This window comes from Arthrobacter sp. CAL618 (genome assembly GCF_000468215.1).
GTDB lineage: Bacteria > Actinomycetota > Actinomycetes > Actinomycetales > Micrococcaceae > Arthrobacter_D.
In genome coordinates, this window is the sequence record NZ_ASZW01000117.1 from 1 (window position 1) to 3567 (window position 3567).

Annotated in this window: 2 protein-coding genes and 1 tRNA gene; all 3 read right to left on the bottom strand. The window is 60.9% G+C overall.

Annotated elements, in window-relative coordinates; all coding sequences use genetic code 11:
* Positions 1–45: 45 nt before the first annotated feature.
* The 3 genes from K728_RS0107515 to K728_RS0107525 all read right to left on the bottom strand — a co-directional run bounded on the left by K728_RS0107515 (position 46) and on the right by K728_RS0107525 (position 3316).
* Positions 46–1431 carry an ABC transporter substrate-binding protein gene (locus tag K728_RS0107515; protein WP_019483672.1) on the bottom strand — a complete coding sequence of 462 codons (1386 nt, stop codon included), beginning with the start codon at positions 1429–1431 and terminating at the stop codon, positions 46–48.
* A gap of 182 nt (positions 1432–1613) precedes the next feature.
* Positions 1614–1689 (bottom strand) — tRNA-Leu (locus K728_RS0107520).
* Positions 1690–1879: 190 nt separating this feature from the next.
* Positions 1880–3316, bottom strand: coding sequence for an NAD(P)/FAD-dependent oxidoreductase (locus K728_RS0107525; protein ID WP_019483673.1), 1437 nt, complete (start codon positions 3314–3316; stop codon positions 1880–1882).
* Positions 3317–3567 lie beyond the last annotated feature (251 nt).

The following is a 3567-nucleotide window of genomic DNA, read 5'->3' on the forward strand; positions in this document are numbered from 1 at the left end:
CGGCCGTTGGTGGTGCGAGTGAATCAGTTGGGCTGACTAGACCGCTTAGAGCTGTCCGGTTTCGGAACGGCTCGGCTGCGGGACGTTGTCGCCGTCGAATGCATAGATCCCGATGAAGGCTTCGGTTGGGTCACCGTTTTCGTCAAAGGTGATCGGGCCGGAGATACCGTCATAGTCGATGTCTTCGCCGTCGCGCAGAAGGGTCACGCAAGCCGCGAAGTCGTAGCACTTCTCGCCTTCGCCGGTGACACCCTGAAGTTCGGCTGCAATTGCTGCACCATCGGTTGAACCTGCTGCTTCAGCTGCCAACGCGACAACATTCGCAGCGTCGTAGCTTTCACCTGCATAGCTCCAGCTGGTGAGGGCGGGATCGATTTCCAGCAAGGCCTCCTGGAAGGCATCACCGGTGAAGGGGCCAGGAATGGTTCCCTGAGCACCTTCCATGGTTCCTGGATCCAGATCCGCACTGTAGTCGGCCGTGTTGCCGTCCACCAGGAACAGGGTGCTTGGATCAATGCCCTGAGCCGTCAAGAGCGGCACAATGCTGGTTGCCTGGTCGAAGCTGATGACTACGATGGCGTCCGGCTCGGTAGCTACCACTGCATCAACCTGGCTGCTGAACTGTGAGTCACCCTCGTTGAACATCTCGTTGGCGACCACCTGGCCACCAGCCCCTTCAACTGCCTCGCTGATGAAGCCCTGAAGCCCGGTGCCGTAGGCATCGTTCAAGGTGACCATGCCGACCGTCTGGGCGCCACATTCCATGATGTAGTTGCCGAGCACGCGGCCCTGCAGCACATCTGAAGGTGCGGTGCGCCAGTACAGTCCGTTGTCATCCCAGTCGGTGAAGTCGGGAGCAGTGTTCGCAGGCGAAATCTGGATCACGCCAGCTCCGGTGATCTGGTTGATCACGGTTCGTGAAACACCTGAGGATGCGGCGCCGATGATGGCGCTGACGTCCTGAGACAGCAGATCCGTCACAGACTGGGTGGCAATGTCGGTGGTCGTGTCACCCGAGTCGCGGTGGATGATCTCGACGTCCTGGCCGAGCACACCGCCAGCCTCGTTGATCTCCTGAACGGCGAGGTTGGTGCCAGCAATTTCGGGCGGACCGAGGAACGCTAGAGCACCTGTGGTTGGAAGGAGCGTTCCCAGGACCAGTGGTGTGTCGGAGGTGGTAGTCGCCTCGGGAACAGCGGACGGGTCCCCCTTCGGGTTGGCCTCGGGCGCTTCGCCACCCTGACTCTCCGGGCAGCTGAGCCCGGTTGCAGCGGCAGGGGCGGCTGAGGTTTCGCCGCCGTCTCCTTCAGGAGTGGATCCGCCGCAGGCAGATGCAAAGAGCGCGATGCCCAGCCCCAAGGCAGCGACCTTTGCCGCGCGAGGTGCATTGTCTCCAATGCCGAACCGCACGGAGTTGCGTGTTGCAGTCATGTATGTTTTCTCCTCGACCGAAAGGCATTCTGTGCCTTTGATGCGATCACCAGGTGTTCCTGGTATGTAGAAAAGCTAATGCAAAAATGTGTCAAAAATAAGCAAAAACGGTCACATCCTTGTAACGCTCGCCACAGAGGGGTACAACCACCCGGAGTTTCGCGTTCGTACACGCGGCTTCGTGGTGCCCCAGGTCAGACTCGAACTGACACTGAACAGATTTTAAGTCTGGTGCCTCTGCCATTGGGCTACTGGGGCGTGACGGGCTGAATCGTCGTCTCTAGCCTACGTGATCGTTGCACCACACGTGGTCCGAGCGGAGCCAATCCATCCCGGCGACTGGTCACGTCACTGCGGGTCGGTCCGCCACGCGTTCCCCGTTAAAAGGTGATGGCGGCACCCGCTCCAGGAGCCGGTGCCGCCGTTAGTTCCAGTCAGTCAGCTGAACCTATTTCCTGGCTGGCTCACTATAGGAATCACTTTTCGCTGCACCGGCGCTGGAGGGAGCTTCAGCCTTCTTCGGCGGCGGCGTCGCGGCCTCACGGAACTGACGCTTGGGCGTCTGCAAATCCATCAGCTGGGTGGTGTCCCGTCCGAAGACGAAGCTCAGAATCCAGTTGAAGACCACTCGGAACTTACGCTCGAACATCGGCATCGCCATCCCGTGATAGCCACGGTGAGCCAACCACGCGGGGAGTCCTCGCATGCCGAAGCCCATGATGTTGGCAACACCCTTGTACTGCCCGAAGCCAGCCACAGCACCGAGGTTTTTGTGCTTGTATTCCTTGACCCTGCCGACGCCGTTGTTCTGCGCGTAGATGTTCTTCGCGAGGAGTTTGGCCTGGCGCACAGCGTGTTGGGCGTTGGGAACGCAGAATCCGCCGACGCCGCCGCCGGTGAGGTCTGGAACTGCGGCGACATCGCCTGCGGTCCACGCACCCTCAAGGGGGCCGTCGTCACCGGTGATCCGCAGTTCGGCGTTGGCGCGAATACGGCCACGCTCGTCGATCGGGAAGTCGGAGGACCTGACCATCGGGTTGGCCTGAACCCCAGCGGTCCAGATCAGGGTGTCAGTCTCGAACTCGTCCGCTGGAGTCTTGTCCGGCATATTGATCAGCTTCAGCCGGCCATCCACCGCGCTAGCCAACGAGGTATTCAACTTGACCTGAATTCCTCGGGACCTTAGGTGGGCGACCACCCACACCGCCTGGGATTCAGTTACCTCGGGCATGATCCGTCCCATGGCTTCCACCAGGACGAACCTCAGGTCCGAGTGCTCAAGCCGGTCGTTTTTCTTGACCGCCGCCCGGGCCATGTCCTCGATTTCGGTGATGGTTTCAATACCGGCGAATCCGCCGCCAACCACAACGAAGGTCAGGGCACGGTCGCGCTCCGGTCCGGCCGCCATCAGCGAGCCGGTCTCGATCCGCTCCAGCATCTGGTTGCGCAGTGCGACAGCTTCCTCGATGGTTTTCAGGCCGATCCCCTGGTCCTTCAACCCTTCAATCGGGAAGGTCCGGGTGATGGAACCGGCGGCGACGACGACATCGCGGTAGGTCAGCTCGAACGGTTCGCTACCGTCAGCCGGGGCGACCGTTGCAGTACGGCGGGCGTGGTCGATGCCGGTGACCTTGCCGGTGATCAACTCGGTCTGCTTGAGGTGGGTGCGGTGCGAAACCACTGCGTGGCGGGCTTCAATGTTGCCACCGGCCACCTCGGGGAGGAACGGCTGGTAGGTCATGTAGGGCAGCGGGTCCACCAGGGTGACAATGCCACCGTGGGACTTGATCTTCTTCTGTAGCTTGTGGGCCACATAGAGACCTACGTAGCCGCCACCGACTACAAGAATGCGCGGACGATCGGAGAACTGTTGATTCAGTGCCATGCCTCGATGGTACCGGACTTTGTGAAAAAGTTCACTAAGTTTACGTTGAGCCTTGAGCCCGGCCAACAGGATCAGTGTCTAGGGCCGAGGTTCGGCGGCCGCTTCCAGAGAATCCGTGTCGGTATTCTCGTCCATCGGGTTGGACAAAGCGGCCCTCCGCGCACGGACGACTGCGAAGGTCCCAGCGGCAAGGACCACCACTATCAGGCCGCCAAAACCCAGCACGATCGACGCGGGAAGCCCGCCGGAGG

What these genes read in the sequence shown, in the direction of transcription:
- K728_RS0107515 (WP_019483672.1), bottom strand. Translation starts at nt 1,431, where the DNA reads ATGACTGCAACACGCAACTCCGTGCGGTTCGGCATTGGAGACAATGCA.
- K728_RS0107525 (WP_019483673.1), bottom strand. Translation starts at nt 3,316, where the DNA reads ATGGCACTGAATCAACAGTTCTCCGATCGTCCGCGCATTCTTGTAGTC.